The organism is Streptomyces sp. M92, assembly GCF_028473745.1.
GTDB lineage: Bacteria > Actinomycetota > Actinomycetes > Streptomycetales > Streptomycetaceae > Streptomyces.
This window is the reverse complement of record NZ_CP101137.1, coordinates 3,286,871-3,313,001: the sequence shown is the minus strand read 5'-3', so window position 1 is coordinate 3,313,001 and position 26,131 is coordinate 3,286,871. Positions and strand designations below refer to the sequence as shown.

The following is a 26,131-nucleotide window of genomic DNA, read 5'->3' as shown; positions in this document are numbered from 1 at the left end:
TCCCCGTCCGACCTCAGACGCTTCCGTCCGGACGGGATCGCCTTCCGCGGCCGGCTTCTCCCGCTCGGCCGCCGGACGTCAGCCGAGGTTGCGAAGGAACTTCGCCGCCACGGGACCCGCGTCCGAGCCGCCTGATCCGCCGTCCTCCAACAGCACGGCCCAGGCCAGGTCGCGATCCCCCTGGAAGCCGATCATCCATGCGTGCGTACGCGGCGGGTCCTCGTTGCCGAACTCGGCCGTGCCCGTCTTGGCATGGGGTTGGCCGGGGACGTCCCGCAGCTTCCCGCCCGCTCCCTCGGTGACCGTCGCCCGCATCATCATGCGCAGGTCGGCCACGACCGCCGGGTCCAGCGCGGCTGATGTCTCGTGCTTCTTCCGCACCGCGCCCGGCACCAGAACCGGCTGCTTGAACTCACCCTCCTTGACGGTCGCCGCGACCGAGGCCATCACCAGCGGAGACGCCTCAACACGCGCCTGCCCGATCATGGAAGCGGCTCTTTCGTTCTCATTCTTGGAGACCGGGACCGAGCCGTCGAAGGTCGCATCGCCCACATCCCACACTCCACCGATGCCGAAGGCCTTGGCTGTGTCCCGGAGGGCGGAATTCGACAGTTCGCTCCGTGCGTTGACGAAGAAGGTGTTGCACGACTCGGCGAAGGAGTCCTTGAAGGTGGAGCCCGCCGGCAGCGTGAACCGGTCCTGGTTCTCGAAACGCTGACCATTCACGTGGGCGAATTCGGGACAGCCCGCGACGTCCTCGGGACGCATACCCGTCTTCAGCAAGGCGGCTGTGGTCACCACCTTGAACGTCGACCCCGGCGCGTAGCGACCCGCCAGCGCACGGTTCATACCGCCCGGCACGTTCGCGGCAGCCAGAATCCGGCCACTGCTCGGAGCTATGGCAACGATGGCGGCGTTCTTGTCCACACCTTCCAGCGCTTCGGCAGCCGCGTTCTGGACGCGCGGGACGATGGTCGTCTTGACCGGCTCGCCCGGATCGCGCTTCTCGCCACTGAGTTGCTTCACCGCGCGGCCCGACTGCCGGTCCGCGACCACCACCGACTTCGCCGCGCCACCGCCCCCCGCCAACTGCTTGTCATAGCGGGCCTGGAGTCCCGAAACACCCTTGCCGCTCTTGGGGTCGACGGTGCCCGCCAGGGACGACGCCTGCAGCTCCGCGCCCGTCGAGTCGAGGATCTTCGCGCGTTCCCGCGACTGGAGGGCCAGCGTCTGACCGGGCTTCATCTCCGGGTGGATCATGGGTGTGGTGAATTCCACGGTCCACTCGGCATCCCCCTTGTTTTCCTTCAGTGCCACGGCGTTTGAGTTCCACGTGTACTCACCCACGCCAGGAATCTGCATTCCTACCCTGAAAGGAACCTTCACCTCACCCTCGACCCGCTCGGCGTCACCGTCGACGGCGATGTCGACCTTCGTTGGCTTCAAATTCGTCAGAACCGAGTCGATGAGCGAATTGGCGGCGTCCGGTGTATCTGTGTAAGAAGCTGCTTTGTCGGCGTTTCCGGCTTCCCACGCCGCCAGGAAATCCTCCACCCGTCCGGTCGCCGCCGTTACTTCTGCGTCATCTTGACCGCCCCGCGCGTTGTACACCCAGTAACCGGCGCCGGCCACAACGGCGACCGCGACTAAAATCCCGATGACCGGACGCCGGCGCGCAGACCGCCTTCGCTGTGGCGACTGAATCTCGTGTGTCATGCGCCCAGTGTAGGAGTCGCCTTCCAGGCTTCCATCGAATGCGTAATTTCAAGCCACCAGCACGACGCGCGACCGACGACGGGTCGTGTCCCTCCTGGAAAACCCAGTAGGCAGTGACAGTGGCGAACCGTAGGCTCGCTGCTGATGCCCGCGAAACCTGCCCCCGCCACGGATCTCGCTCCGCAAGCCGCGCCGGACACCGCACCGGTCGCCGCGCCGGACACCGCCGAGAAACGTTCCGCCGTACGTTCCCTGCTACGGCTGTGGCCCTATGTGCGTCCGGTGCGCGCGCGGTTGGGGACGGCCGCGGTGATAGCGATCCTCGCGTCCTGCGTGGGTCTTGTCATCCCGCTCGTCCTGAAGTGGATGGTGGACGGACCGGTCGCCGACGGGGATCCGGCGGGTGTGTGGCTCGGGGCGCTGTACCTGCTGCTCCTCGGGGTGGCGGAGGCGCTGCTGTTCGGGTTCCGACGGTGGCTGGTGGCCCGGCCGCTGGCGGGGGTCGAGGCGGGGATGCGTGCGGATCTGTACCGGCACCTGCAGCGGCTGCCGGTGGCCTTCCACGACCGCTGGGCGTCGGGGCAGCTGCTGTCTCGCGGGACGACCGACCTGATGCTGCTGCGCATGTTCCTCGCCTTCCCGCTGACGTTCTTGCTGGTCAACGGTGTGACGATCCTGGTCGGCGTGGGCATCATGCTGGTCCAGGACTGGACGCTGGGGCTGGTCGTCCTCGGGCCGGCCGTCCCGGTGATGATCATGTGCGGGATCTTCGAGAAGAAGTACTCCGCGGTGGCGCGGCGGGCGCAGGACCAGGTCGGGGATCTGACGACCGTGGTCGAGGAGAGCGTGCTCGGCATCCGGATCATCAAGGGCTTCGGCCGGCACCGCAGCCAGGCCCGCGCCTTCCACGACCTGTCCCACACGCTGCGGGGCACGGAGCTGCGCAAGGCGCGGCTGCTGGCCGCCATCTGGGCGGTCATCGTGACGCTGCCCGAGGTGGCGATCGGGGCGGCGCTGGTGGTCGGTGCGGTGCAGGTGGCGGACGGGGGGCTGTCGGCGGGGACGCTGGTGGCGTTCCTGTCCACGGCGCTGGCGCTGCGGTGGCCGGTGGAGTCCATCGGCTTCCTGCTGGCGATGAGCCAGGAGGCGGCGGCGGCCACGGACCGGTACTTCGAGGTGATGGACGCCAAGGTCGAAGCGCCGGGGAGTTCGCCCGCGCCGGCGCCGGAGGGCGGGGAGCGCGGACCGGCGGGGCGGACCGACGGGCTGAACTTCGAGGCGGTCACCTTCCGTTACCCCGACGCTCCCCCCGACTCCCCGCCCCTCCTCGACCGCGTCGACCTCCATATCCGCCCCGGCGAATCCATGGCCCTGGTCGGCGCCACCGGCAGCGGCAAGACGACGCTCACCGCGCTCGTCCCGCGCCTCCACGAGGTCACCTCCGGACGGATCACGCTGGACGGCGAGGACATCACCGCCCTCCCCCGCGAGGTGCTGCGCGCCCGGGTCGCCGTCGCCTTCGAGGAGCCGACCCTCTTCTCGGCGAGCGTCGGCGAGAACGTGCTGATGGGCGCCGGTGACGACGCGGGGGACGAGGCGCTGGACCGGGCCCTCGCCGTCGCGCAGGCCGACTTCGCGCACGCGCTGCCCCAGGGCACCGCCACCGAGGTCGGCGAGCAGGGCCTCAGCCTGTCCGGCGGCCAGCGCCAGCGCCTGGCGCTCGCCCGGGCGGTCGTCGGCAGACCGAGGTTCCTCGTCCTGGACGACCCGCTGTCCGCGCTGGACGTGCACACGGAGGCCGCGGTGGAGGCCGCCCTGCGGCAGGTCCTCGCGGACACCACCGCCCTGATCGTGGCCCACCGCCCCTCCACCGTCCTGCTCGCCGACCGCGTCGCCCTGCTCTCCGGCGGCCGGATCGCCGCCGTCGGCACCCATCACGAACTGCTGCGCACCAACGCCGAGTACGCCCACCTGATGTCCGGGCTCGACGGGCCCGAGGAGCCCGGAAAGGGGGACGGCCGATGACGGCGCCCACGGCCACCGCGCCGGACAGGGAACGGCCCGAGGACGAGCCGGCCGCCGAGAACCCGGCCTCCACGGCCGAGGACGCCTTCGACCGGGACGTCCTGCCCAGCCCACCGGGCGCGACCGGCATGCTGCTGCGTTCCCTGCTGGCCCCGATGAAGGCCCGCGTCGCCCTCACCACCTTCCTCCTGCTGCTCCAGCAGGCGGCCGTGCAGGCAGGCCCGCTGCTGGTGGCGTACGCCATCGACCACGCCGTACCGGCCCTGCGGGACGACGACCACGGTCCGCTGATCGCGGTCGGCGCCGGTTACCTGCTCTGCTCGCTGGCCGCCGGCGGACTGCAGTACGCCTTCGTCGCGGCCGCCGCCCGGGTCAGTCAGGACGTGCTGCTGGACCTCAGGGGCCGGATCTTCCGGCACGCGCAGGCGCTGAGCGTCGACTTCCACGAGCGCTACACCTCGGGCCGGCTGATCTCCCGCTCCACGACGGACGTGGAGTCGCTGCGCGAGCTGCTGGACGAGGGCCTCCAGGAACTGGTGACGGTCGTCCTGTCCTTCGTCTACATCGCGGCGCTGCTGCTCTGGCTGGACCTCGGGCTGGGCGGCGTCGCGGTGGCGTCGTTCGTGCCGCTGTACGCGCTGGTGCGGCTGTACCGGCGGCGCGCGGGGCGGGTGTACCGGCAGCGGTCCACGGCGATCGCGACGGTGATCGTGAAGTTCGTGGAGACCATGAACGGCATCCGCCCGGTGCGCGCCTTCCGCCGGGAGGCGGCCAACGACGCCGACTTCGCCGTACTCAACCGGCGCCACGAGCGGTCCAACGGCGACGCGCTGCTGGAGATGGCCCGTTACGTCGTCGGCTCGCGGCTGGTCGCCAACACGGCCGTGGCCGGGATCGTGCTGTGGGGCGCCTACCGGGTCGCGGACGGCACGCTGGCGCTCGGCGTGCTGGCGGCGGCGGTGCTGTACCTGCGGCGGCTGTACGACCCGATCGACCGGCTCGGCATGTTCCTGAACTCCTACCAGTCGGCGGCGGCCTCCCTGGAGAAGATCGCCGGTCTGCTGGCGCAGACGCCGTCCGTACCGGAACCGGCCGCGCCGAAGGAGCTGCCGCCGCGTCGGTCGGAGCACCCGGGCCGCGAGGTGGTCTTCGACGCCGTCCGCTTCGCCTACCGCACCGGCGGCGAGGTGCTGCCCCGCTTCGGTCTGACGATCCCGGCCGGGCAGACGGTCGCCGTCGTCGGCTCGACCGGCGCGGGCAAGTCGACGCTGGCCAAGCTGCTCGCCCGGTTCTACGACCCCTCCGACGGGCGCGTCCTGCTGGACGGCACCGACCTGCGCGACCTGCCCGTGCCGGAGCTGCGGCGCGGGGTGGTGATGGTGACGCAGGAGGCCTTCCTGTTCTCCGGGACCGTCGCCGACAACATCGCCATCGGCCGTCCGGAGGCGACGCGGGAGGAGATCGAGCGGGCCGCGAAGGCGATCGGCGCCCACGACTTCATCGCCGCGCTGCCCGACGGCTACGACACCGACGTACGCAAGCGGGGCGGCCGGATCTCCGCCGGTCAGCGGCAACTGGCCGCCTTCGCACGGGCGTTGCTCGCGGACCCGGCGGTGCTGATCCTGGACGAGGCGACCAGTTCGCTGGACGTCCCCGGGGAGCGGGCGGTGCAGCGGGCCATGACGACGGTGCTGAAGGGCCGTACGGCGGTGGTGATCGCGCACCGGCTGTCCACCGTGGAGATCGCCGACCGGGTGCTGGTGATGGAGCACGGCCGGATCGTGGAGGACGGCACGCCGGACGAGCTGATCGCCGGCAGGGGCCGGTTCGCGGACCTGCACCGGGCGTGGCGGGACAGCCTGGCATGAGGATCGACGCGTACGGGGCTCCCGGCACGCCGGACCGCCGGGGCGGCTGGCGGTACCTGGCGTGGCTGGTGCGGCGGCAGTGGCCGCGCTGTCTGGCGGGGGCGGTGCTGGCCAGTGCGTGGATGGTGCTGCTGGCGGCGACGCCGTACCTGATGGCGCGGGCGGTCGACCACGGTCTGACCCCCGGTGACCTGGGCGCGCTGGCGGGCTGGACGGGCGCCCTGGTCGCCGCGGGGGCGTTCAACGCCTGGCTGGGCACCCTGCGGCACCGCACGATGACGAAGGTGCGGATGGACGCCAACTTCCGCACGGTCAAGGTGGTCGTCGGGCACGCCGCGCGGCTCGGTTCGGCGCTGCGCCGGCAGGTGGGGGCCGGGGAGGTCGTCACCATCGGGGTGGGTGACGTGCAGACCATCAGCACCTCCCTGACGGCCGTGGGCCCCGGCGTCGGAGCCGTGGTCGCCTACGCGGCCGTCGGCGGACTGCTGCTGTCGGTGTCGACGCGGCTCGCCCTGGTGGTGCTGATCGGGGTGCCGCTGCTCGGCGTGGTGCTCGGGCCGCTCATGGGGCGGTTGCAGGGCAGGGAGACCGAGTACCGGGAGCGGCAGTCCGTGCTGACCGCGCGGATCGGCGACCTCGCGGGCGGGCTGCGGGTGCTGAACGGCCTGGGCGGCAAGGACCTGGTCGCGGACGCGTTCCGCCGGGACTCGGGGCGGCTGCGCGAGCAGGGCTACCGGGTCGGCGCGGTGACCAGCTGGATCCAGGCCCTGGGAGTGGGCCTGCCGATGCTGTTCCTGGCGCTGGTGACCTGGCTTGGCGCCCGGCAGGCGGTGCAGGGGCACATCAGCGTCGGCGAGCTGGTGTCGGTGTACGGGTACGTGGTGGCGCTGGGCTGGCCGGTGGCGTTCCTGATCGAGATGGGCCACCAGCTCAGCCGGGGCGTGGTGGCCGCCCGCCGGGTGGTGGCGTTCCTGCGCCTGGAGCCCGAGCCGGACACCGGCACGCGTGACGCCCCCACCGAGCCGTCGGTGCTGTACGACCCGGACTCCGGGGTACGGGTCCTCCCCGGCCACCTGACCGCCCTGGCCACCGCCCGCCCGGCGGACGCCGCCGAACTCGTGGACCGCCTGGGCCGCTACGCCCCCTCCGAGGTGACCTGGGGGGATGTGCCTTTGTCCGAGGTACCGCTCGCACAGGTCCGCGCCCGCATCCTGGTCGCGGAGGCGGAGGCCGACCTCTTCGCAGGCACCCTGCGCGAAGTGATCGGCGCTGAGCAGACGCCGCTGCTGAGGGGCGCGGGCGGTACCGACATGCGGCTCCGCCGCGTGGGCGCGACCAGCCACAACACACCCGCGGACGCCGGACAGCCACTCGGGGCGGACGATTCGGCGCACCTGAAGTCGGCCATCCACGCCGCCGCCGCCGATGACATAGTCCAGTGCCTCCCCGACGGCCTGGAAACCCGGGTCGCGGCCCAGGGCCGCGACCTGTCCGGCGGTCAACGCCAACGCGTCCGCCTGGCCCGGGCCCTGTTCGCCGACCCGGAGGTCCTGCTCGCCGTGGAGCCGACCTCCGCCCTGGACGCCCACACCGAGGCCACCGTCGCCCGCCGCCTGCGGGACGCCCGTGCCGGCCGCACGACGGTGGTGGCCTGCACCTCCCCCCTCCTGCTCGACACGGCGGACGTGGTGCACCACCTGGTCGACGGCAAGGTCGTCGCGACCGGCACGCACCGCGAACTCCTCGCCGGCGAGCCGGGATACCGGGCACTGGTCTCCAGGGAAGACAGCGAGGACGAGGTGCTCCGATGACGTCCGAAGGACAACTCCCCGTCGCCGGGCGCACCGGCGTCCGCCGCGCGGCGGCCGGCCTGGTCCGCGCCGACCGGCGGTCCTTCGCGGTCGTCCTCATCCTGAACGCGCTGGCGGCGCTCGCCGGGCTCGCGGGCCCGTGGCTGCTGGGCCGGATCGTCGACGAGGTCCGCGCCGGGGGCGGTGTCGGTGCCGTGGACCGGATGGCGCTCGCCATCCTGCTGTGCTCCCTCGCCCAGCTGCTGCTGGCCCGCTGGGCGCGGTACGTGGGCCACCGTGTCGGTGAGCGGACCCTCGCGCGGGTGCGGGAGCGGTTCGTGGACCGCGCCCTGGCCCTGCCGGCCTCGGCCGTGGAGCGGGCCGGCACCGGCGACCTGACGACGCGCGGCACCGCCGACGTGACCACGGTCGGCACGACGCTGCGCGACGCCGGGCCCGAGCTGCTGATCAACTCCGTGCAGGCGCTGTTCCTGGCCGCCGCCGTGTTCGTGCTCGATCCGCTGCTCGGCCTGGTCGGCGTGCTGGGGCTGACGCCGGTCTGGTTCGTGCTGCGCTGGTACCTGCGCCGGGCGCGGGCCGGCTATCTCGCCGAGGGCGCGGCGAACTCGGAGGTCGCCGAGAGCCTGACGGCCACGGTCGCCGGGGCCCGCACCGTCGAGGCGCTGCGGCTGACCGGGCGCCGCGTCGCGTCGAACCGACGGGCGCTGGAGGAATCGCGGCGTGCCCGGTTCCACACCCTGTACCTGCGCAGCGTCTTCTTCCCGGCGGTGGAGATCTCGTACGTCGTCCCCGTGGCGGGCGTGCTGCTGATCGGCGGTGTCCTGCACACGCACGGGTCGGTGAGCCTCGGCGCGGTGGTGTCGTGCGCCGTGTACCTCCAGCAGCTCGCCGGGCCGCTCGACGAGGTGCTGATGCGCGTCGAGCAGCTCCAGGCGGGCGGCGCTTCGTTCGCCCGGGTCGAGGGGCTGGCGCGGGCGCCGCGGGCGGCGACGGACGACTCGCCGGTCCCGGCGGACGACCGGATCGACGTGACCGGCGTGCGGTACGCCTACGACCGGGGCGGCGAGGTGCTGCGCGGCGTGGACCTGACCGTGCGGCCGGGTGAACGGCTGGCGCTGGTCGGGCCGTCCGGGGCGGGCAAGACCACGCTGAGCCGGCTGCTGGCGGGCGTGGACGCGCCGACCGGGGGCTCGGTGACGGTGGGCGGGGTGCCGGTGAGCGCTCTGGGGCCGGAGCGGCTGCGCCGTCAGGTCGTGCTGGTCACCCAGGAGCACCACGTCTTCCTCGGCACGGTCCGGGACAACCTGCTCATCGCCGAACCGGCGGCCGACGACGAGCGGTTGTGGTCGGCCCTGGCCGCCGTGGGCGCCGAGCCGTGGGTACGGGAACTGCCGGAAGGCCTCGGCACCGGACTGGGCACCGGCGGTCACCGCACCGACGGCTCGCAGGCCCAGCAGCTCGCCCTGGCCCGGGTGGTGCTCGCCGACCCGCACACACTGATCCTGGACGAGGCCACCGCCCTGCTGGACCCGGCCACGGCCCGGCACACCGAGCGCGCCCTGGCCGCCGTACTGGAGGGCCGCACGGTCATCGCCGTCGCCCACCGCCTGCACACCGCGCACGACGCCGACCGGGTGGCGGTGATGGAGGACGGCCGGCTCACCGAACTGGGCACGCACGAGGAACTGGTGGCGGCGCGCGGCGCGTACGCGGCGCTGTGGGACTCCTGGCACGGGGAGCCCTCCCCGGAGCCCCTTACTGACTGAGCGGGCAGTCAGTACCACACTCGGGCAACCCTTCCGTATATCGAACATGAACGCCCGGACAACGAACGATTTCCAGCCAACTTCCTGACGCGCCCCTGACAAACACGTCGCTCGCCTGCCACTCTTCCCCAGGTCGCCGCACAGCGCACCCACAGCATTCCCGTCAGCGCTGTACGAAGGCCAGCTCCACGCACGTGGTTTCTGCGTACCGAACCAGCACCGCCCGGCCGGCCCACCCGCCGACCGGTCTCCCCACCGGCCGCGCGATCCGCGGCCACGCAGAAGGAGTCAGTGTTGAGCAGCAGTTCTCCCCACAGACGCACCTCCCACACCGCGTCCCCGCACGCCACCCGCCGCCGCACCGCCGCCGCCGTCGCGCTGGCCGGTGCCGCCGCGCTGATCGCCACCGCGGTCCAGTCCTCGGCCGCCACCGCGGCGCCCGCCCCGGCGCCCGCCCCGGGTGCCGAATCGGTCAAGCTCAGCCCCGCCCAGCGCGCCGAGCTGATACGCGACGCCAACGCCACCAAGGCCGCGACCGCCGACGACCTCGGCCTGGGCGCCAAGGAGAAGCTGGTCGTCCGCGACGTCGCCAAGGACCGCGACGGCACCGTGCACACCCGCTACGAGCGCACCTACGACGGACTGCCGGTCCTCGGCGGCGACCTGGTCGTCGCCACCGACGGCGGCAGGACCGAACGGGTCGTCAAGGCCACCCCGAAGGCCATCAAGCCGGCCACCGTGACGCCGAAGATCTCCGCGGCGAAGGCGAAGTCGCAGGCCGTGTCCGCCGCGAAGGCCGCCGGTGCCCAGGCGCCGGACGCCGACCGCGCGCCGCGCAAGGTGATCTGGGCGGCGAACGGCACCCCGGTCCTGGCGTACGAGACGGTCGTCGGCGGCCTCCAGGAGGACGGCACCCCGAACGAGCTGCACGTGGTCACCGACGCGGCCACCGGCGCCAAGCTCTACGAGTACCAGGCGATCCACAACGGCACCGGCAACACCATGTACAGCGGCACGGTGACGCTGGGCACCGCGCAGTCCGGGTCGTCGTACACGCTGACCGACACGACCCGCGGCAACCACAAGACGTACAACCTGAACCGGGGCACCTCCGGCACCGGCACGCTCTTCTCCGGCCCCGACGACGTGTGGGGCAACGGCAGCCCGTCCAACGCCGAGACCGCCGCCGCCGACGCCCACTACGGTGCCGCGCTGACCTGGGACTACTACAAGAACGTCCAGGGCCGTTCCGGTATCCGCGGTGACGGAGTGGGCGCCTACTCCCGGGTCCACTACGGCAACAACTACGTCAACGCCTTCTGGTCGGACTCCTGCTTCTGCATGACGTACGGCGACGGCTCCGGCAACACCAACCCGCTGACGTCCATCGACGTGGCCGCGCACGAGATGACGCACGGCCTCACCTCCAACACCGCGGGGCTCAACTACAGCGGCGAGTCCGGCGGCCTCAACGAGGCCACCTCCGACATCTTCGGCGCGTCCGTCGAGTTCCACGCGAACAACTCCTCCGACGTCGGTGACTACCTCATCGGCGAGGAGATCGACATCAACGGCGACGGCACCCCGCTGCGCTACATGGACAAACCCAGCAAGGACGGCGCGTCCAAGGACTACTGGTACTCGGGGATCGGCAACGTCGACGTCCACTACTCGTCCGGCCCGGCCAACCACTTCTTCTACCTGCTGAGCGAGGGCAGCGGCACCAAGACCATCAACGGTGTCACCTACGACTCGCCCACCTCGGACGGCCTCCCGGTCACCGGCATCGGCCGCGACAAGGCCGCGAAGATCTGGTTCCGCGCCCTGACCACCAAGTTCACGTCGACCACCAACTACGCGGGCGCCCGCACCGGCACCCTCGCGGCGGCCGGTGAGCTGTACGGCACCGACAGCGCCGAGTACACGGCGGTGCAGCACGCGTGGGCGGGCATCAACGTCGGCTCCCGCCCCGGTGACGGCGGTGGCGGCGACGGCACGACCTTCGAGAGCGGCACCAACGTGAACATCCCCGACTACGGGTCGGCGGTGACCTCCTCGATCACGGTCACGGGCCGGGCGGGCAACGCGCCGAGCAACCTCGAGGTCGGCGTGGACATCGTGCACAGCTGGCGCGGTGACCTGCGGATCGACCTGGTCGCGCCCGACGGGACGACGTACCTGCTGAAGAGCAGCGGCTACGACCCGGCAGAGGACGTGCACGAGACCTACACGGTCAACGCCTCCTCGGAGACGGCCAACGGCACCTGGAAGCTGCGCGTCCAGGACCAGGGCCGGCAGGACACCGGGTACATCGACTCCTGGCGGCTGACCTTCCCGTAGGCCCTCCGCGGCCCCACGGTGTGACGGGCGGCACCCGGAACCAGTGGTTCCCGGGTGCCGCCCTACCCTTGGTGCCCATGTCCTTCACGTACGACGACGTCGGCGCCACCCGCGAGCAGGACGCCTGCCCGCCAGGCTTCCGCCCCATGCACGTACGCACCCGCCTCGGGGAGGGCGACCCGGTGTTCCGGCGGGCGGCCGAGGCCGTGCTCACCTGGGAGATGCACCGGGAGATGGGCGTCGGCATCGACGCGAGCGCGGAGCGCGCCGCGCCCGGCGTGGACGTCACCGTCACCCTGGCCGGGATGATCAAGGCGCCCTGCCGGGTGGTGTGGACGCTGGAGGAGCACCGCCGGGCCGGCTGGGCCTACGGCACGCTGCCCGGTCATCCGGAGTCCGGCGAGGAGGCCTTCGTGGTCGACCGGACGGGCGACGGCACGGTCTGGCTGACCGTGCACGCCTTCAGCCGCCCCGCCAAGTGGTACGCGAAGGCCGGCGGGCCCGCCGCCCGCGCCTTCCAGCACGCCTACGCCCGCCGCTGCGGCACCGTCCTGCGGCGGCTGAGCGGGGGCGACGAGGAGGACTGACCCGGCGGGAGGGTCCTCCGTCGCCGCCCCGGCGCGTGCTCACCGCATCAGCAGCCCCGCCGCCTGGGCCAGGTCGTCCGACGGCATGGCGACCAGCCCCGCCTCCGCGCCGGACGCCAGCAGCCGGTGCGCGGGCAGGATGCGGACCGTGTACCCGAAGGGACCGGTGCGGTCCAGGGCGAGCGGACCCTCGTACAGCCAGCGGCCCTCCAGGTCGGGGCCGCCCACCGGTTTCAGCGGCGCCGTCGTCGCGTCGGTGATCCGGTCCTCGGTGTCGACCCGGCCGGAGACCGCCTGCACCTCGACGTCGTCCGGCGCGAGTTCGCCGAGGTTCACCCGCACCCGCAGCCCCAGCGTCGTGCCGAGTTCGGCGCTGGCGGTGGCGGCGGACGTCTCGACGTGGTCGACGCTCACCCCGGGCCAGGCGGTGCGCACCCGGGCCTTCCACTCGGCCAGCGCCCGCGCGGCGTCCGGGTCCATCGCGCGGTGCGCCTCGGCCGCCGGGGTGTAGAGCCGCTCCACGTACTCGCGGACCATGCGGCCGGCCAGCACCTTCGGTCCCAGCAGGCTCAGCGTCCGGCGGACCATCTCGATCCACCGGTCGGGCAGCCCGCTCGCGCCCCGCTCGTAGAAGCGCGGGGTGATCCGCTGTTCCAGCAGGTCGTAGAGGGCGTCGGCCTCTATGGCGTCGCGCCGGTCGGGGTCGGTCCCGGAACCGTCGGCGGTGGGGATCGCCCAGCCGAAGTCCGGCTGGTACCACTCGTCCCACCAGCCGTCCAGCACCGACAGGTTGAGGCAGCCGTTGAGCGCCGCCTTCATGCCGGAGGTGCCGCACGCCTCCAGGGGGCGCAGGGGGTTGTTCAGCCAGATGTCGCAGCCCGGGTACAGCTTCTGCGCCATCGCCATGCCGTAGTCCGGCAGGAACACGATCCGGTGCCGCACCCGCGGGTCGTCCGCGAACCGCACCAGCTCCTGCACCAGCCGCTTCCCGCCGTCGTCCGCCGGGTGCGCCTTGCCCGCGACGACGATCTGGATGGGCCGCTCGGAGTGCAGCAGCAGGTCCATCAGGCGGTCGCGGTCGCGCAGCATCAGGGTGAGGCGCTTGTACGACGGGACGCGGCGCGCGAAGCCGATGGTGAGCACGTCGGGGTCGAGGACGTCGTCGATCCAGCCCAGCTCGGCGGTCCCGGCGCCGCGCTGCCGCCAGGAGACCCGCAGCCGCCGACGCACCTCCTCCACCAGTTGCTCGCGCAGGGTGCGGCGCAGCTCCCAGATGTCCTGGTCGGGGATGTCGGCGACCGAGTCCCAGCGGTCCGAGCCGCCGACGGTCAGCGCGTCCTCGGCCCGCTGCACGCCGATCTGCCGGGCGCCGAGCCGGAAGACCTCGGGGGCGACCCAGGTGGGGGCGTGCACGCCGTTGGTGACGGAGGTGATCGGCACCTCGTCGGCGTCGAAGCCGGGCCACAGTCCGGAGAACATCTCCCGGCTGACCCCGCCGTGCAGCAGGGAGACGCCGTTGGCGCGCTGGGCCAGGCGCAGGCCCATCACGGCCATGTTGAACAGGTTGGGCTCACCGCCGGGGTAGGTCTCCATGCCGAGGCGCAGGACGCGGTCGACGTCGATGCGCGGGAGTTCGGCGTCGGGTCCGAAGTGGCGGGCGACCAGCTCGCGGTCGAAGCGGTCGATGCCGGCCGGGACCGGGGTGTGGGTGGTGAAGACCGTCCCGGCCCGCACCGCCTCCAGGGCGGAAGTGAACTCCAGCCCCTGGTCGCACAGTTCGGCGATGCGTTCCAGCCCGAGGAAGCCCGCGTGGCCCTCGTTGGTGTGGAACACCTCGGGCGCCGCGTGGCCGGTGAGCCGGCAGTACGTGCGCACCGCCCGGACACCTCCTATGCCGAGCAGCATCTCCTGGAGCAGCCGGTGCTCGCTGCCGCCGCCGTAGAGCCGGTCGGTGACGCCGCGTTCGCCGAGGTCGTTCTCCTCGACGTCCGAGTCCAGCAGGAGCAGCGGCACCCGGCCGACCTGGGCCTGCCAGATCCGGGCGCGCAGCTCCCGGCCGCCGGGCAGGGCCAGGGCGACGTGGGCGGGGGTGCCGTCGGGCTCCTCCAGGAGCGCCAGGGGCAGCTCGTGGGGGTCGAGGACGGGGTAGTGCTCCTGCTGCCAGCCGTCCCGGGAGAGGGACTGGCGGAAATAGCCGTGCCGGTAGAGCAGCCCGACGCCGACGAGCGGCACGCCCAGGTCGCTGGCCGCCTTGAGATGGTCGCCGGCCAGGATGCCGAGGCCGCCGGAGTACTGGGGCAGGGCCGCGGTGATACCGAACTCGGGCGAGAAGTAGGCGACGGCGGCGGGCAGTCGGCCGGACTGGGCCTGGTACCAGCGGTCGCCGGTCATGTAGTGGTCGAGGTCGTCGGCCACCGCGGTGAGCCGGCGCAGGAAGCGCCGGTCCCCGGCCAGCTCCGCGAGGCGGGCGGGCGGCACGGTGCCGAGCAGTCGTACGGGGTCGTGGCCGGACGCGGCCCAGCACTCTGGGTCGACGGACTGGAAGAGGTCGCGGGTCTCCGGATGCCAGGACCAGCGCAGATTGCGGGCCAGATCACTGAGCGGCCGGAGGGAGTCGGGCAGTACGGGACGGACGGTCAGTCGACGGATCGCCTTCACCCGCACGACGTTACCGGCGCGATGTGTCCCTCGCCGGGGGCTTCGCCCGAAGATCTCCGATTCGGCCTGAACGGCGTCGTGTCCGGTCGCCGGACGGGCTAATTGCCACCGGCGTGTCGATCTCCCGGCGGGGAAGTCGTTCGGTCAGGACCGTCGCGTGTGTCGACATACGCGTGAGTAGTCATCAAAGTGCCGGATTGCCCACCCGAAGAGTGTGGGAAGGCTCCTGCGGTACGCCCCACACGCACCGCCGCAGGACCCACCTCCCCAGAGTCATCCGCCCACCCACGTTGACGCGGACAGGAGCGGTCATGCCCGCCACGCACCACTCGTCAGCACCCCCCGGAGCGACCCCCGGCGCACGCCCCGAAGCGCCACGCGGAGCCCCACGTGACACCCCGCCCGCGGCGCCCTCCGCGGACGGCGCCACCACCGTCGGACGCATCCCCGTCCTGGACGTCCGCCCCTTGGTCCATCAGGGTCGCAGGCCCGCGAAGGCCGTGACCGGCGAGTCGTTCCAGGTCTCGGCCACCGTGTTCCGCGAGGGGCACGACGCGGTGGCCGCCAACGTCGTACTGCGGGACCCCGAGGGCCGGCCGGGCCCCTGGACCCCGATGCGGGAACTGGCCCCGGGCACCGACCGCTGGGGCGCCACCGTCACCGCCGGCGAACCCGGGCTCTGGACGTACGCCGTTCAGGCGTGGGGCGACCCGGTCGCCACCTGGCGGCACCACGCACGGATCAAGATCCCGGCGGGCATCGACACCGGCCTGGTCCTGGAGGAGGGCGCCCGGCTGTACGAGCGGGCCGCCGCGGAGGTGCCCGGCGGCGCGGACCGGCGCGCGCTGCTGTCCGCAGTCGACGCGCTGCGGGACGAGGACCGGCCCGCCGCGTCCCGGCTGGCGGCGGCGTTGACGCCGGAGGTGGACGGGGTGCTGGCCCGGCACCCGCTGCGGGAGCTGGTCACCACCTCCGACCCGCTGCCCCTGCTCGTGGAGCGCGAACGCGCCCTGTACGGCGCCTGGTACGAGTTCTTCCCCCGCTCCGAGGGCACCCCCGCCCAGCCCCACGGCACCTTCCGCACCGCCGCCCGCCGCCTGCCCGAGATCGCCGCGATGGGCTTCGACGTCGTCTACCTCCCCCCGATCCACCCCATCGGCACCACCCACCGCAAGGGCCGCAACAACACCCTCTCCGCCACCCCCGACGACGTCGGCGTCCCCTGGGCCATCGGCTCCCCCGAAGGCGGCCACGACACGGTCCACCCGGGCCTCGGCACCCTGGAGGACTTCACCTGGTTCGTCGGCCAGGCCGCCTGCCACGGCCTGGAGATCGCCCTCGACTTCGCCCTCCAGTGCTCCCCCGACCACCCCTGGGTCCACAAACACCCCGAGTGGTTCCACCACCGCCCCGACGGCACCATCGCCCACGCCGAGAACCCGCCCAAGAAGTACCAGGACATCTACCCCGTCGCCTTCGACGCCGACATGGCGGGCCTGGTCACCGAGACCGTCCGCGTCCTGCGCTTCTGGATGGGCCACGGCGTGCGGATCTTCCGCGTCGACAACCCCCACACCAAACCCGTCGTGTTCTGGGAGAAGGTCATCGGCGAGATCAACCGCCACGACCCCGACGTCATCTTCCTCGCCGAGGCCTTCACCCGCCCGGCGATGATGCACACCCTGGCCCGGATCGGCTTCCAGCAGTCCTACACCTACTTCACCTGGCGCAACACCAAGCGCGAGCTGACGGAGTACCTCACCGAACTGACGGGGGACGCCGCCTCCTACATGCGGCCCAACTTCTTCGCCAACACCCCCGACATCCTGCACGCCTACCTCCAGCACGGCGGCCGCCCCGCCTTCGAGGCCCGCGCCGTCCTGGCCGCCACCCTCTCCCCCACCTGGGGCATCTACAGCGGCTACGAACTGTGCGAGAACACCCCCCTGCGCGAGGGCGGCGAGGAATACCTCGACAGCGAGAAGTACCAGCTCAAACCCCGCGACTGGGCCCGCGCCGCCCGCGAGGGCACCACCATCGCCCCCCTCATCACCCGCCTCAACACCATCCGCCGCGAGAACCCGGCCCTGCACCAGCTGCGCGATCTGCACTTCCACCCCACGGACAAGGAGGAGGTGATCGCCTACTCGAAGCGGCGGGGGTCGAACACGGTTCTGGTGGTCGTGAACCTCGACCCCCACCACACCCAGGAGGCCACGGTCTCGTTGGACATGCCGCAACTCGGCCTGGACTGGCACGAGTCGGTGCCGGTGCGTGACGAGCTCACCGGCGAGACCTACCACTGGGGCAGGGCCAACTATGTGCGCCTGGAGCCGGGCCGGACGCCCGCGCACGTCTGCACGGTTCTGCGACCGTCCAACCCGCAGATCGGAGGGTCACCCACCACATGATCTTCAACGAACCCGTGCCGGACACCTTCGAGGACACCCCGGCCAAGGACCGCGACCCGGACTGGTTCAAACGAGCCGTCTTCTACGAGGTCCTCGTCCGCTCCTTCCAGGACAGCAACGGCGACGGCATCGGCGACCTCAAGGGACTGACCGCCAAGCTGGACTACCTGCAATGGCTGGGCGTGGACTGCCTGTGGCTGCCGCCCTTCTTCAAGTCACCGCTGCGTGACGGCGGCTACGACGTCTCCGACTACACCGCCGTACTGCCCGAGTTCGGCGACCTGGCCGACTTCGTCGAGTTCGTGGACGCGGCCCACCAGCGCGGCATGCGCGTGATCATCGACTTCGTCATGAACCACACCAGCGACCAGCACCCGTGGTTCCAGGAGTCCCGGGCCAACCCCGACGGCCCCTACGGCGACTACTACGTCTGGGCCGACGACGACAAGCAGTTCCAGGACGCGCGCATCATCTTCGTCGACACCGAGGCCTCCAACTGGACCTACGACCCGGTGCGCAAGCAGTACTACTGGCACCGCTTCTTCTCCCACCAGCCCGACCTCAACTACGAGAACCCGGCCGTCCAGGAGGAGATGATCTCCGCCCTGAAGTTCTGGCTGGACCTCGGCATCGACGGGTTCCGGCTGGACGCGGTGCCGTACCTGTACCAGGAGGAGGGCACCAACTGCGAAAACCTTCCGGCGACGCACGCCTTCCTCAAGCGGGTGCGCAAGGAGATCGACGCCCAGTACCCGGACACGGTCGTACTGGCGGAGGCCAACCAGTGGCCGGAGGACGTCGTCGACTACTTCGGCGACTTCGCCTCCGGCGGCGACGAGTGCCACATGGCCTTCCACTTCCCGGTCATGCCCCGCATCTTCATGGCCGTCCGCCGCGAGTCCCGCTACCCCGTCTCGGAGATCCTCGCCAAGACCCCCGCCATCCCGTCCGGCTGCCAGTGGGGCATCTTCCTGCGCAACCACGACGAGCTGACCCTGGAAATGGTCACCGACGAAGAGCGCGACTACATGTACGCGGAGTACGCCAAGGACCCGCGCATGCGCGCCAACATCGGCATCCGCCGGCGCCTGGCCCCGCTCCTCGACAACGACCGCGACCAGATCGAGCTGTTCACCGCACTGCTGCTGTCCCTGCCGGGCTCGCCGATCCTCTACTACGGCGACGAGATCGGCATGGGCGACAACATCTGGCTCGGCGACCGGGATGCCGTACGCACCCCGATGCAGTGGACGCCCGACCGCAACGCCGGCTTCTCGTCGTCCGACCCCGGCCGGCTGTTCCTGCCCACGATCATGGACCCGGTCTACGGCTACCAGGTGACGAACGTCGAGGCGTCCATGGCCTCGCCGTCCTCCCTGCTGCACTGGACCCGCCGCATGATCGAGATCCGCAAGCAGAACCCCGCCTTCGGCCTCGGCACCTACACCGAACTGCCCTCCTCCAACCCCGCCGTACTCGCCTTCCTGCGGGAGTACGAGGACGACCTGGTGCTGTGCGTCCACAACTTCTCCCGGTTCGCGCAGCCCACCGAGCTGGACCTGAGCGCCTTCGAGGGGCGCCACCCGGTCGAGCTGTCCGGCGGGGTCCGCTTCCCGGCCGTCGGCGCGCTGCCGTACCTGCTGACCCTCGGCGGGCACGGCTTCTACTGGTTCCGGCTCCGCAAGGACGCCGTCTAGGGCCGTCCAGGCCACAGGGCCCGATCCCGGCGCGGGGCGGTTTCCGCCGCCCCGCCCGGGGCACGCATCAGTAACACCCCGACGACCCGGGGAAGGGACGCGACGCCATGTCGGAAGCCGTCACGAGCACCGTCACGAGCACGAGCCCACCGGGCCTCCTTGCGTCACTCGAACCACTCCTGCGGGACTGGCTGCCCCGGCAGCGCTGGTTCGCCGGCAAGGGGCGTCCGGTCACCGGGTTCTCGCTGGTCGCCGCCACCGACCTGCTCCCGTCCGAGGCCCGCCTCGGCCTCCACCACGTACTGGTCCGCGCCCGTCAGCAGCCCGTCGCCGACCCGGGCGCGCCCGAGGAGCCCGGCGACTGCTACCAGCTCCTCATAGGCACGCGCGAGGCGCTGCCGCCCCGGCTGGCGCCCGCGCTGATCGGACACGCGACCGAGGGCCCGCTGGCCGGCCGCACCGCCTACGACGCCCTGTACGACACCCGGCCCGCCGAGGTGCTCCTGGAGGCGCTGCGCACCAGGGCCCGCATCGGCGGGCTCCGCTTCGAGCGGGAGGGGGAGGCAGAGATACGCGCGGGGCTGGTGCCCCGGCTGATGACCGCCGAGCAGTCGAACTCCTCGCTCGTGTACGGAGATACGTTCATTCTCAAGCTGTTGCGCCGGATCGTGCCGGGCGTCAACCCCGATCTGGAGCTGCCCCTGGCGCTGGCCCGCGCGGACTGCCCCCGGGTGCCCGCGCCGACGGGCTGGATGGTCGCCGACCTGGCCGGCCGTACCTGGGTGCTGGGTGTGCTCCAGCCGTACGTGCAGGGCGCGACGGACGGCTGGGAGCTGGCCCTGCGGGAGCTGGCGAAGGGCGAGGACTTCGTCGCCGAGGCGCGAGCGCTGGGGCGGGCCACCGCCGAGGTGCACACCGCGCTGGCCCGCGCGCTGCCGACCGTCACCCTCGGCCTCGGCCAGATCCGGCAGCTCGCCGACGGCATGACCGGCCGGCTGGAGGAGGCGGCGCGGGCGGTGCCGCTGCTGCGGCCGTACGCGCCCGCGCTGCGTACGGCGTTCACCGCGCTGGGCGACCTGGCCGCCGAGGGTCGTACCTGGACCGCCCAGCGGGTCCACGGTGACCTGCACCTCGGCCAGTGCCTGCGCTCACCGTCCGGGCAGTGGTCGCTGATCGACTTCGAGGGGGAGCCGGCGAAGCCCCTGGCCGAGCGCCGGATGCCGCAGCCGCCGGTGCGGGACGTCGCCGGGATGCTGCGCTCCTTCGACTACGCCGCGCACTCGGCCGGTGCCCCGGCGCCCGGCTGGGCCGAGTCCTGCCGGGCCGCGTACTGCACCGGGTACGCGGAGGCCGGCGGGCACGATCCGCGCACCGACCCGGTGATGCTGCGTGCCTGCGAGACGGACAAGGCGGTCTACGAGGTCCTGTACGAGGCACGGCACCGTCCCGACTGGCTGACGGTGCCCCTGTCCGCGGTGCGCCGCCTGTCCACGCCCGAACCGGCATGACGGCCCCTTCTTGATCTCCCCCTGATCCCCGCTTGCTCCCACTGCGACTGCGCCCAGGAGGCCCCGCCCGTGACCCCCCGCCCCTCGTCCAGCGGTCCCGACCCGGAGAAGACGGCCGCCAAGAAGGCGGCCGCGAAGGAGACGACCGGCAAGAAAGCGACAGCGAAGAAGGCCGCGGCCAAGTCCATGCCGAAGAAGGCCGCGGCGAAGAAGGCCGCCGTCAAGACCGCGGCCAAGAAGACCGCGGCCAAGAAGGCGACCGGCACCGGGGCATCCGGCAAGAGGGCCGAGCCCCCCGGCTCCGTCTCCCCCGCCCTGGACGCCGCCGACCGGGAGCGGCTGCTCGCCGGCACGCACCACGACCCGCACTCCGTGCTGGGCGCCCACCCGGTGCCCGGCGGGATCGCCGTGCGGGCCTTCCGGCCGTACGCCCTCGCGGTGAGCGTTCTGTCCGGGGAACTGCGGGCCGAACTGCACGACGACGGGGGCGGGTTCTTCTCGGGCCTGCTGCCGCCGGGCGACGTCCCGGCCTACCGGCTGCTGGTGACGTACGAGGGCACGGCCGCGGAGGCGGAGGACCCGTACCGCTTCCTGCCCACGCTGGGCGACCTGGACCTGCACCTGATCGGTGAGGGCCGGCACGAGCAGCTGTGGCAGGCGCTCGGCGCGCACCCGGCGGTCCACCAGGGCGTGGCGGGCACCCGCTTCACGGTGTGGGCGCCGAACGCGCGCGGGGTGCGGGTGGCCGGCGGCTTCAACTTCTGGGACGGCACCGGTCACCCGATGCGGTCGCTGGGCGGCACCGGGGTGTGGGAGCTGTTCCTGCCCGGCATCGGCGCGGGCGAGCTGTACAAGTTCGAGATCACCCGGCCGGACGGTTCGCGCACCTTCCGCGCCGACCCGCTGGCCCGCCGCACCGAGGTGCCGCCGGCCACCTCCTCGGTCGTCCACGCCTCCGACTACACCTGGGGCGACGAGGAGTGGCTGGCCCGCCGCGCGGACGCGCCCGCGCACGAGGCGCCGATGTCGGTGTACGAGGTCCACCTGCCGTCCTGGCGACCGGGGCTGACCTACCGCGAGCTGGCCGAACAGCTCCCCGAGTACGTCGGCGACCTGGGCTTCACGCACGTCGAGCTGATGCCCGTCGCCGAGCACCCCTTCGGCGGCTCCTGGGGCTACCAGGTCACCGGCTTCTACGCGCCCACGGCGCGGCTCGGCGACCCGGACGACTTCAGGTACCTGGTCGACCGGCTGCACCAGGCCGGTATCGGCGTCCTGATGGACTGGGTGCCGGCGCACTTCCCGCGCGACGACTGGGCGCTGGCCGAGTTCGACGGGCGCCCGCTGTACGAGCACGCCGATCCGCTGCGGGCGGCGCACCCGGACTGGGGGACGCTGGAGTTCGACTTCGGGCGGCGCGAGGTGCGCAACTTCCTGGTCGCCAACGCCGTGTACTGGTGCGAGGAGTTCCACATCGACGGGCTGCGGGTCGACGCGGTCGCCTCGATGCTCTACCTGGACTACTCGCGCGAGCCGGGCCAGTGGACGCCGAACGAGCACGGCGGCCGGGAGAACCTGGACGCGGTGGCGTTCCTCCAGGAGATGAACGCGACGGTGTACCGGCGGGTGCCGGGCGTCGTGACGGTCGCGGAGGAGTCGACGGCCTGGGACGGGGTCACCCGGGCCACCCACCACAAGGGGCCGAGCGGCTTCGGCGGGCTCGGGTTCGGGCTGAAGTGGAACATGGGCTGGATGCACGACTCGCTCCAGTACATGAGCCACGAGCCGGTGCACCGCAAGTACCACCACGGCGAGATGACCTTCTCCATGGTGTACGCCTACAGCGAGAACTACGTGCTGCCGATATCGCACGACGAGGTGGTGCACGGGAAGAAGTCGCTGGTGTCGAAGATGCCCGGCGACTGGTGGCAGCAGCGGGCCAGTGTGCGGGCGTACCTGGGCTTCATGTGGGCGCACCCGGGCAAGCAGCTGCTCTTCATGGGGCAGGAGTTCGCGCAGGGCGCGGAGTGGTCCGAGGCGCACGGGCCCGACTGGTGGCTGCTCGACCCGGAGTACGGGGCGGCGGCGGACCACCGGGGCGTACGGGACCTGGTCCGCGACCTGAACACCGCCTACCGGGCCACACCCGCCCTGTGGCGGCTCGACACCCACCCCGACGGGTTCGCGTGGGTCGTCGGGGACGCCGCCGAGGACAACGTCCTCGCGTTCCTGCGGCTGGACGCCGACGGCACCCCGCTCCTCGCGGTGTCGAACTTCGCCCCGGTCGTCCGGCACGACTACCGCCTCGGCGTCCCGGACGACGTGCCCGCCTGGCACGAGGTGCTCAACACCGACGCCGTGCGGTACGGCGGCGGTGGCGTGGGCAGCCCCGACCCGGTCAAGCCGGAGGCGCGGGGGTGGCACGGCCGGGCGGCGAGCGTCCGCCTGACCCTGCCGCCCCTCGCGACGGTGTGGCTGCGTCCGGCCTAGGGAGCGGTGGCCTACGCGTCCACCAGTCCCTTCGGCAGCGGCTCGGTGTGCAGGACGCCGAGTCGCTGGGTGGCGCGGGTGAGGGCGACGTACAGGTCGCTGGTGCCGTAGCGGCCGGGCTCGACGACCAGGACGGAGTCGAACTCCAGGCCCTTGGACTGGCGGGGGTCGAGCAGGACGACCGTGTGGGTCAGGTCGGGTTCGCCGCCCGCCGTGACGCCGTCCAGCCGGGCGGCGAGCGCGGCGTGCAGCTCGCGCGGGGCGATGACGGCGAGGCGGCCCTCCTCGGGGGTCAGCTCGCCGACCGCCTCGGCCACCGCCGCCGGGAGGTCGTCCGTGGCGCGGACGAACGGCCGCACGCCCGTGGACCGCACCGAACTCGGCGGTTCGAAGGAGGGGTCCTCGGCCCGGACCACCGCCGCGGCCACGTCCATGATCTCGGCCGGGGTGCGGTAGTTGACGCCCAGACGGGTGTGCTCCCAGCGGTCCTCGACGTAGGGGGCGAGGATCTTCGACCAGGAGCCGACGCCGGCCGCCTCGGCGGTCTGCGCCGGGTCGCCGACCAGGGTCATCGAGCGGGTCGGGCAGCGGCGCATCAGCAGCCGCCAGGCCATCGGGGACAGCTCCTGCGCCTCGTCCACGATGATGTGCCCGAAGGCCCAGGTGCGGTCGGCGGCGGCACGCTCGGCGGCGCTGCGGTGGTCCTCCGCCTCCTGGCGTTCGGCGAAGCGTTCGGCGTCGATGATGTCGTGGGCGAGCAGGACCTCGGCGTCCTCCTCGTCCTTGTCCTCGAACTCGTAGGTCCGGGACGCGTACGACACGTCCAGCACGCCCTGCGCATAGGCGATCTGCGCCGCCCGCTCGCGTTCGGCGCGGGTGCGGGCGATGCGGTCGTCCACGCCGAGCAGTTCGGCCGCCTCGTCCAGCAGCGGCACGTCCGCGACGGTCCAGTGCCGGGTGACCGGGCGGCGGACGGCGGCGGCGTCCTCGGGGCTCAGGAAGTCCTCGGGGGCGGCGAGGAAGTCGGCGACCAGGCGGTGCGAGGTGAGGCGGGGCCACAGCTGGTCGACGGCCGACCAGACCTCGGGGTTCTCGGCGAGTTCGTCGCGGATCTGGGTGACGTCGCTCGCGTCGAGCAGGCTGGAGCCGTCGAAGGGGTCGGTGCCGATGCGCTCGGCGTACAGCTCGGTCAGCGTGTTGAGGATGTGCCCCTCGAAGTGCTCGCGGGCGGCGTTGTGCGGCAGCTTCGCGGCGCGGGTGCGTTCGCGGGCGACGCCGACGAGGCCGTCGTCCAGCATCAGGATCTCGCGGTCGTGCTCGATCGCGATCACCGGATCGGGCAGCGCCTGCCGGTCGCGGACCACCTCGGCGAGTACGTCGGCCATGTCGGCGCGGCCCTTGACCGCCGCCGCCTCGGGGGTGTCCGTCGCGGTGGCCTTCACGCCGGGGAACAGCTCGCCGACGGTGGCGAGGAGCACGCCGGTCTCGCCCAGGGAGGGCAGCACCTCGCCGATGTAGCCGAGGAAGGCGGGGTTGGGGCCGACGATGAGGACGGCGCGCTTGGCGAGCAGCTCGCGGTGCTCGTAGAGGAGGTAGGCGGCGCGGTGCAGGGCGACGGCGGTCTTGCCGGTGCCGGGACCGCCCTCGACGACCAGGACGCCGCGGTGCGGGGCGCGGATGATGCGGTCCTGGTCGGCCTGGATGGTCTGCACGATGTCGCCCATGCGGCCGGTGCGCGCCGAGTTCAGCGCGGCCAGCAGTACGGCGTCGCCGGACGGGTCCTCGTGGCCGGTGCGCGTCTCGTCGCCGACGTCGAGGAACTCGTCGTGCAGGGCGGTGACCCGGCGGCCCTCGCTGGCGATGTGCCGGCGGCGGCGCAGGCCCATCGGGGTGTGGCCGGTGGCCAGGTAGAAGGGGCGGGCGACGTCGGCCCGCCAGTCGATCAGCACCGGGGTGCGTTCGGCGTCGTCGGTGCGCAGGCCGATGCGGCCGATGTGGTGGCCCTCCCCGGAGGCGAGGTCGATCCGGCCGAAGCAGAGGGAGCCGTCCACCGCGTTGAGCGCGGCGAGCAGCCCGGAGCGCTCGGCGACCAGGATGTCCCGCTCCAGCCTGGCCTGCTGGGGGGTGTTGCCCTGCGCGAGCGCCTCGGTGACCGACACCTCGGCGTCGCCGCGCAGCGCGTCCACACGCGCGTACAGCCCGTCGATGAATTCCTGCTCGTGCCGCAATTCATCGTCCGGAAATTCGGTGTTTGACAATTCCACTCCCGGCCGCATATACTATGCCTACTGAACTTCTTCGTGACCTCTTTCTCCGAAGCTTCTGAAGTCACGAATCAACGAATATACGCAGAGAAATCCCCCGGGCGCAATTGCCCCGGGGGATTCTTTGTGCGGCGGTCCGGTCAGAGCACGTCGGCCAGCTCCTCCAGCAGCCGCCGCTTGGGCCGCGCACCCACCATCGACCTCACCGGTTCGCCCCCGCGGAAGACCATGAACGTCGGCATCGACAACACCTTGTACGCGTTGGTGGTCGCCGGGTTGCGGTCGACGTTCAGCTGCACCACCTTGAGCCGGCCGGCCTCCTCGGCGGCCACGGCGGCGAGCACCGGGGCCATCTGCCGGCACGGCGGGCACCAGTCCGCCGTGAACTCCACCAGCACCGGCAGCTCGCCGGCCAGCACCTCCTCGCCGAACTCCGCGTCCGTCACCTCCGGCACCCCGGTGACCGTCGTCATGCGTGTCCTCCCAGTTCGCACTTGGGCTCCGGACCCCCCGGAACCGCCGCCTCGGCCCGCGCGAGCTGCGCACCCACCTGCGCCCGCACCGACGTCAGCTGCTCGATCAGCGTGTCCAGCTCCGCCAGCTTGCGCCGGTAGACCACGAGGGACGCCGGGCAGGAGTCGCCCTCGGGGTGCCCGGCGCGCAGGCACTCCACGAACGGGCGGGTCTCCTCCAGGTCGAACCCGAAGTCCTGGAGCGTCCTGATCTGCCGCAGCAGCCTCAGGTCGTCCTCGTCGTAGGTCCGGTAGCCGTTCTCGCCCCGCCGCGCGGGCAGCAGGCCCCGCGACTCGTAGTACCGCAGCGTCCGCGTCGTGGTCCCGGCGCGTGCGGCCAGCTCGCCGATTCGCATGCGGACGAACGTAAGCCTTGACGCGGACGTCAAGGCAAGAAGCCCCGCGCCGGGGGCGCGGGGCTTCCTGGGGGGCCGGGCGGCTGAGCAACGGGGGGAGCACCTCAGCCGCCCGGGGCGTG

The 26,131-nt window shown here is 72.3% G+C and carries 15 protein-coding genes; 10 read left to right on the top strand and 5 right to left on the bottom strand.

What is annotated here, in order from left to right; translation table 11 throughout:
* Positions 1–78 precede the first annotated feature (78 nt).
* Positions 79–1,716, bottom strand: coding sequence for a penicillin-binding transpeptidase domain-containing protein (locus M6G08_RS15190; protein ID WP_272587701.1), 1,638 nt, complete (start codon positions 1,714–1,716; stop codon positions 79–81).
* 144 nt (positions 1,717–1,860) lie between these two features.
* Here M6G08_RS15190 and M6G08_RS15185 point away from each other — a divergent pair, with 144 nt between their 5' ends.
* The 6 genes from M6G08_RS15185 (at position 1,861) to M6G08_RS15160 (ending at position 12,113) form a co-directional block, all read left to right on the top strand.
* Positions 1,861–3,741: an ABC transporter ATP-binding protein gene (locus M6G08_RS15185; protein WP_272587700.1), complete on the top strand. Its 1,881-nt coding sequence runs from the start codon at positions 1,861–1,863 to the stop codon at positions 3,739–3,741.
* Positions 3,738–5,609 carry an ABC transporter ATP-binding protein gene (locus M6G08_RS15180; RefSeq protein ID WP_272587699.1) on the top strand — a complete coding sequence of 624 codons (1,872 nt, stop codon included), beginning with the start codon at positions 3,738–3,740 and terminating at the stop codon, positions 5,607–5,609. The genes M6G08_RS15185 and M6G08_RS15180 overlap by 4 nt, the downstream gene beginning before the upstream one ends.
* Positions 5,606–7,420, top strand: a complete 1,815-nt coding sequence (locus M6G08_RS15175) for an ABC transporter ATP-binding protein (protein ID WP_272587698.1) — start codon at positions 5,606–5,608, stop codon at positions 7,418–7,420. Before M6G08_RS15180 ends, M6G08_RS15175 begins: the two co-directional genes overlap by 4 nt.
* Positions 7,417–9,186 carry an ABC transporter ATP-binding protein gene (locus tag M6G08_RS15170; protein WP_272587697.1) on the top strand — a complete coding sequence of 590 codons (1,770 nt, stop codon included), beginning with the start codon at positions 7,417–7,419 and terminating at the stop codon, positions 9,184–9,186. Before M6G08_RS15175 ends, M6G08_RS15170 begins: the two co-directional genes overlap by 4 nt.
* Before the next feature lie 294 nt (positions 9,187–9,480).
* Positions 9,481–11,526 (top strand): M4 family metallopeptidase, encoded by a 2,046-nt coding sequence (locus tag M6G08_RS15165; protein ID WP_272587696.1) that lies wholly within the window; start codon positions 9,481–9,483, stop codon positions 11,524–11,526.
* 77 nt (positions 11,527–11,603) lie between these two features.
* Positions 11,604–12,113 (top strand): DUF1990 domain-containing protein, encoded by a 510-nt coding sequence (locus M6G08_RS15160; RefSeq protein WP_272587695.1) that lies wholly within the window; start codon positions 11,604–11,606, stop codon positions 12,111–12,113.
* A 39-nt stretch (positions 12,114–12,152) separates the two neighbouring features.
* Here the strand turns inward: M6G08_RS15160 and M6G08_RS15155 are convergent, their stop codons facing one another.
* Positions 12,153–14,771 (bottom strand): glycosyltransferase family 1 protein, encoded by a 2,619-nt coding sequence (locus M6G08_RS15155; RefSeq protein ID WP_272587694.1) that lies wholly within the window; start codon positions 14,769–14,771, stop codon positions 12,153–12,155.
* 311 nt (positions 14,772–15,082) lie between these two features.
* On the opposite strand from M6G08_RS15155, the gene M6G08_RS15150 reads away from it, so the two are divergent.
* From M6G08_RS15150 to glgB, 4 genes are all read left to right on the top strand, one after another.
* Positions 15,083–17,182, top strand: coding sequence for an alpha-1,4-glucan--maltose-1-phosphate maltosyltransferase (locus M6G08_RS15150; protein ID WP_272587693.1), 2,100 nt, complete (start codon positions 15,083–15,085; stop codon positions 17,180–17,182).
* Positions 17,179–18,879 carry a maltose alpha-D-glucosyltransferase gene (gene treS, locus M6G08_RS15145; protein ID WP_272587692.1) on the top strand — a complete coding sequence of 567 codons (1,701 nt, stop codon included), beginning with the start codon at positions 17,179–17,181 and terminating at the stop codon, positions 18,877–18,879. Before M6G08_RS15150 ends, treS begins: the two co-directional genes overlap by 4 nt.
* Positions 18,880–18,986: 107 nt before the next feature.
* Entirely contained in the window at positions 18,987–20,387 is a 1,401-nt protein-coding gene (locus tag M6G08_RS15140; RefSeq protein WP_272587691.1) for a maltokinase N-terminal cap-like domain-containing protein, read from the top strand.
* A 69-nt stretch (positions 20,388–20,456) separates the two neighbouring features.
* Positions 20,457–22,877: a 1,4-alpha-glucan branching enzyme gene (gene glgB, locus M6G08_RS15135; RefSeq protein WP_272587690.1), complete on the top strand. Its 2,421-nt coding sequence runs from the start codon at positions 20,457–20,459 to the stop codon at positions 22,875–22,877.
* Between the two features lie 11 nt (positions 22,878–22,888).
* Here glgB and M6G08_RS15130 read toward each other — a convergent pair whose 3' ends face one another.
* From M6G08_RS15130 to M6G08_RS15120, 3 genes are all read right to left on the bottom strand, one after another.
* Positions 22,889–25,153: a HelD family protein gene (locus M6G08_RS15130; RefSeq protein WP_272587689.1), complete on the bottom strand. Its 2,265-nt coding sequence runs from the start codon at positions 25,151–25,153 to the stop codon at positions 22,889–22,891.
* A gap of 128 nt (positions 25,154–25,281) precedes the next feature.
* Entirely contained in the window at positions 25,282–25,614 is a 333-nt protein-coding gene (locus tag M6G08_RS15125; RefSeq protein WP_272587688.1) for a thioredoxin family protein, read from the bottom strand.
* The gene (locus M6G08_RS15120) at positions 25,611–26,009 is read right to left on the bottom strand and encodes a MerR family transcriptional regulator (protein ID WP_272587687.1); all 399 of its coding nucleotides are present in this window, start codon (positions 26,007–26,009) and stop codon (positions 25,611–25,613) included. Before M6G08_RS15120 ends, M6G08_RS15125 begins: the two co-directional genes overlap by 4 nt.
* Positions 26,010–26,131 lie beyond the last annotated feature (122 nt).